The organism is Methanohalobium sp. (assembly GCF_046546175.1).
Taxonomy (GTDB): domain Archaea; phylum Halobacteriota; class Methanosarcinia; order Methanosarcinales; family Methanosarcinaceae; genus Methanohalobium.
Map to the genome: position 1 here is coordinate 1 of NZ_JBKGYF010000109.1, position 4,961 is coordinate 4,961.

At 35.8% G+C, this 4,961-nt stretch carries 4 protein-coding genes and 1 pseudogene; 2 read left to right on the forward strand and 3 right to left on the reverse strand.

Features of this window, described 5'->3' with window-relative positions:
* Positions 1-453: 453 nt before the first annotated feature.
* On the forward strand, positions 454-1,692 hold the full coding sequence (locus tag ACLFMM_RS09200) for an ORC1-type DNA replication protein (RefSeq protein ID WP_410808439.1): 1,239 nt from the start codon (positions 454-456) through the stop codon (positions 1,690-1,692).
* An 8-nt stretch (positions 1,693-1,700) separates the two neighbouring features.
* On the opposite strand, the gene ACLFMM_RS09205 is transcribed toward ACLFMM_RS09200, so the two are convergent.
* Positions 1,701-2,729 carry a lysylphosphatidylglycerol synthase transmembrane domain-containing protein gene (locus ACLFMM_RS09205; protein ID WP_410808440.1) on the reverse strand — a complete coding sequence of 343 codons (1,029 nt, stop codon included), beginning with the start codon at positions 2,727-2,729 and terminating at the stop codon, positions 1,701-1,703.
* A gap of 162 nt (positions 2,730-2,891) precedes the next feature.
* Here ACLFMM_RS09205 and ACLFMM_RS09210 point away from each other — a divergent pair, with 162 nt between their 5' ends.
* Positions 2,892-4,028, forward strand: coding sequence for a UDP-N-acetylglucosamine--N-acetylmuramyl-(pentapeptide) pyrophosphoryl-undecaprenol N-acetylglucosamine transferase (locus tag ACLFMM_RS09210; RefSeq protein ID WP_410808441.1), 1,137 nt, complete (start codon positions 2,892-2,894; stop codon positions 4,026-4,028).
* Here ACLFMM_RS09210 and ACLFMM_RS09215 read toward each other — a convergent pair whose 3' ends face one another.
* Together ACLFMM_RS09215 and ACLFMM_RS09220 are read right to left on the reverse strand one after the other, a co-directional pair.
* Positions 4,029-4,583 carry a signal peptidase I gene (locus ACLFMM_RS09215; protein WP_410808442.1) on the reverse strand — a complete coding sequence of 185 codons (555 nt, stop codon included), beginning with the start codon at positions 4,581-4,583 and terminating at the stop codon, positions 4,029-4,031.
* A 122-nt stretch (positions 4,584-4,705) separates the two neighbouring features.
* A pseudogene (locus ACLFMM_RS09220) lies at positions 4,706-4,961 on the reverse strand (ISNCY family transposase); the annotation flags it as partial.

Consider the following 4,961-nt stretch of genomic DNA (forward strand, 5'->3'; position numbering starts at 1 on the left):
AATAATTATGTATAAACTATTAAAATAATTATGTATAAACTATTAAAATAATTATGTATAAACTATTAAAATAATTATTTATTATTAAATAATTATAAATATTATGAACTTATATGATATATGCCCTGTTTTTTTATATATTTTCATAAACATAGATATCTATGTTTATTTTAGTCTTTCCAGTGGAAATAATGGGGAGGGTGGGTACAATCGTATATCATACTTTTTTACTTATTTTAATAAATATTTTAAATGCTGCAGTCGAAATAATGGGGTTTGAACCATAAGCATTAATAAGGTTTACTTCCATTGGAATTAGGGCAATTATATTGGTAAAAATCTGTGTTTTAGCATATAGAGCTTCTTAAGGTACTCTACCGGGATGGTGTTATGCGATAGAAATAGTAGTCATCTGCAAAGGTATGTGATTCAAAATGATAGGATGGATTTAAAATGAAAAACGATGATCCGCTGAATAATCTGTTCGATAAATTATTGGAAAATGAGTCTATTTTTAAAAGCAAGGAAGTTTTAAGACCATCGTATACTCCTGAATTTTTACCGCACCGAGATAGACAGATCAACAGCCTTGCCACGATACTTGTGTCTGCTCTTCGAGGAGATACTCCTTCAAATATTCTTATATACGGAAAAACAGGAACTGGTAAGACGGCTGCAACAAGGCATGTCGGATTTGAACTGGAAAAGAAAAGTGAAAGTTTGAATACGTTATGCAGTGTATTATACATAAATTGTGAAATCATTGATACCCAATATCGGCTTGTAGCAAACCTTGCAAGGCAGTTTGGCGAAGATATTCCCATGACAGGTTGGCCTACAGACCAGGTTTTTACCAAGTTTAAAGAGGCTATTGAATCTAACCAATTGGTTTTAATCATTATTCTGGATGAAGTTGATAAATTAATCAAGAAAGGGGATGACGTTCTTTACAATTTATCCCGTATCAATGAGGACCTCAAAAATTCTAAGGTAAGTATTATCGGAGTTTCAAATGATTTAAAGTTTACAGAATTCCTTGACCCCAGAGTCAAGAGTTCACTTGGTGAAGAAGAAATTGTATTCCCGCCATATGATGCGGAACAGATAAGTGATATACTTCATCAAAGGGCAGAAATAGCGTATAAAGAAGGTGTTCTGGATGATATGGTAATTCCCTTGTGTTCAGCATTTGCTGCACAGGAACATGGGGATGCAAGAAGAGCCCTTGACCTTTTAAGAGTTTCTGGAGAATTAGCCGAGCGTGAAAGTAAACAAATCGTAGAAGAGAAACATGTAAGGAGTGCACAGGAAAAGATTGAAAATGACCGTATCGTTGAAGTGGTCCGAACACTTCCAACCCAGTCCAAACTTGCGCTCTACAGTGTGATTCTTCTCAGGAAAAATGGTTATGTAAATGTCACTACAGGTGAAGTGTATAATGTTTATCGCCAGTTGTCTCAAAATATTGATATGGATATCCTTACCCAGAGACGAGTTACAGACCTTATTTCAGAACTGGATATGCTTGGTATTTTAAATGCTGTTGTTGTGAGTAAAGGGCGGTATGGCAGAACCAAAGAAATTGATCTGAGCGTTCCAGTGGAAGGTACACTTGAAGTGCTTTTTGAAGATTATAGATTGAAACCACTTGAAAATTTCAAACCGGTGATAACCAGCCAGACCCATCTGTAAGATACATTTTACTTCATTAATTTCTTCATCAATTCTGTATCTTTTAGTATTTTAAAACTGACAATTCCACCTACAATAAGGTTCATGTAGAAAGTAAGCGCACGCCATGCAACTACAATGATTCCAAGTATGGAAGCCGGTACAAAAACTGAAAACAGGGTTGTAGCTCCGATTTCCGCTACACCACTGGCCCCCGGGGTTGCCGGTATAATTATTATAATCAAAAGCAATACCTGTGCAGCGTAAACAAGTAAAAACGGAGGGTCCTGATTCAATCCAAGCAGGATTATTGGAAGCATGGAAAATTCAACAACCCAAAAAAGTATGGTACACCCAGCCCCATAGAACAGTCCTTTTCTCCCTTCCTTTAAAAATTTAAGCAGGCTTTCGTGGAACTGTTCAAGCTCATGGTCTATGCGGTCAATTAGTTTGTGATGCTTTCCACTGGATTTTTTTCCTAATAATCCTGCAATTTTATTTGCTACAATCCGCGTTCCTGATTTTGTTTTTTCCGGTTTCCATATTGTAAACATCAAAAAAGCAAAAACAACAACCATAAAAATTTGACCCATTACAAAGGCCGTATCCAGCCTTGAATCTGACATCACATCTCTGAAAATGTACAATGCAAAAGGAGCAAACATTAATATTAATAAGGCATCTATCATCCTTTCTCCCAGTACTACCGCACTTGCACAGCCAACCGGTAAATTGTCTTGGTGCAAAAGATGAACTCTTAAGGGTTCTCCACCTACAGAGGATGGGGTAAGAGCCGCTACAAAAGTGCTTGAAATTACAATTTCTATGGATCTAATCAAACGGGGTTTGTATCCAAGTGCTCTTGACATTAAATGCGTCCTTGTGCCCCATATAACATATGAAAAAGAGTGTAATGCTACAGCTATCAATAGGTATTCTGTCCTGACTTCTTTTACAATCTCAAGTGTTGTAGGGTCAACAGTTAGTAAAAGGACAACTATGATTGAAATTATACTTATCAAAAGTGATAGAGGTAGCCATTTATCAAATTTGTTCATGGGACACATTTTTAGCGGTTATTTTTTTTTTATTTATGGAATTTAGTATGGGTATATAAAAAAACTGCAATAACATGTATTTATATTTTGTTAATACATAATAAAAATAAATATAATAATATTTATTGACTTATTACCAATAATTAAACGAGGTCTTATTAAATGAAAATATTGATACTGGTATGTGGTGAAGGCTTGGGTCATACCAGCCGCTGTGTTTCTCTTGGAAGGGAATTATCATCGGCAGACTATGAACTTTTATTCGGAGCATATGGATATTCCAAAGAATTTATTGAAGACAACGGTTATCAGACCCGTGAAATACCATCTGAAGTAAAGCTTGTTGGCAATTCAGGGTCGCTTGATTTGAAGGCATCAATAGGTGCAACTCTTAAAGAGGGTGACTTACTGGGAGCGCCCAGAGTGTACAGATTATTCAATGAATTCAAACCTGATGTGGTGGTATCTGATAGTTATTATCTGGGTGTGTTGGTGGCAAGAGCCAAAAAAGTTCCTGTATATTTTATAATTAACCAGTCCAATATGGAAGAATTTTTCAAAAACCGAGGTATACCTCTTAAGCTGATTGGTAAAATCATAAAGCGGTTTTATAGTACGGTTTTTAAAAAGGTTGACAAAATTATAATACCAGATTATCCCATGCCTTATACTGTCTGTCAGTATAATCTCTCGTTTCAACCGGAAGTTGCTGAACATGTTTTCTATAGCGGACCATTGATAAAGAAAAAACATCATGAAGTGGAAGCCAAGCCTCTTGATAAACCCCATATATTATCAGCTGTGGGAGGGTTTGGCTATAGGGAACCCATATTCAAAAAAGTAATCGAGGCAGCGAGACTGGATAGTGGAATCAATTATACACTCATGATGGGTCCCACTATAGACCCTGATGAATATACTAACCTTCCGGATAATGTTCAGATTATGAAATTTTACAGTGAGCCGTTCCCTTATTTAAAAAGTGTGGATGCGGTTATTGCTCCGGGAGGACATACTACTATTATGGAATCATTAAGTTTCGGGGTACCTGTGTTATCTTTCCCGGATATGAATCACAGTGAACAGGAGAATAATGCCAAGGTAATCGATGAAAGGGGTTATGGACGATGTTTGAATTATTCCACAACTCCTGAAGATCTTTTAGAGTATATAAAGGAAATAACAGAAGAAAACAAATTTAAAGAAAATACACAAAAATTAAAGAATTTGGGTGAAGAACTGGATGGACCAGTAGCGATTATGAAAATGCTGGAATCCTACCAGGGAGCTAATCAATGATTATCCGGGTACTATCAACCTGAGATATCCTATGTATGGAATCCGATACCTTGCAACACCTATTATCCATTCATCTTTAACAGGGCGTTGATAACTTATAGATCCCTGCTGATCGAAGTGGGTGTTGGTTTTTGGATTATCTCCTTTGGTTATGTAGCCGCTGTAAGTTGCATGAGGTCCATCGTTCCACATGGGTTCCCCTTCTTCTACAAAATACATGGCTCTATGAATTACAGGTGTAACGCTATCTTTTCCATAGGGTTGGTACAGAATTACATCTCCTCTGTTTCCAAATGATGTATAATCATTGCTTGCTTTATGGGTTTGTATCTGTGTCCGATCTATATCTTCTACAAAAATGACATCTCCCACATGGATATTCGGTTCCATACTCTCTGATTCAACAGCTACCATTGGTGTCCACATACCAAATACAATCTGGGAAAACGTTGCAAATATAGCCACAGCTAAAAAAACAACAAATATATCTCGAAGAAGCGATACCCAGAAATTCTCGCTGTGTCTGAAAGTATTTAAAGCATCCTTTAGACCCATAACAAATCTTACAGGTTTATAATGTTGCTTCATTTAAATAAGTAACTTTTAATGGATAGTCTATTATAAGGGATTATCAAATTAGCTCATGATTTCACCCATTCTAATTTGATGATATTTTCTCATACATAATTTGCAAAAGAATTTGTTTCTTTAATTCCATTTTGCAAATTTGTCATCACAAGCAATTGATAAGCTACGAAATTCATGATTGAATACAGTTTCTTACTTGAATTGTTCAATCCTCTGATATCAAATTTAACTGTCCATTTTATGTTTTTGTGGATTCTTTCACATTCCTTTCTATATGAATAATCGTCATTGAATCCTTCATCTTCTATGTTTATGTTTCGCAAGTGCATTCCTACCTGTTTTACC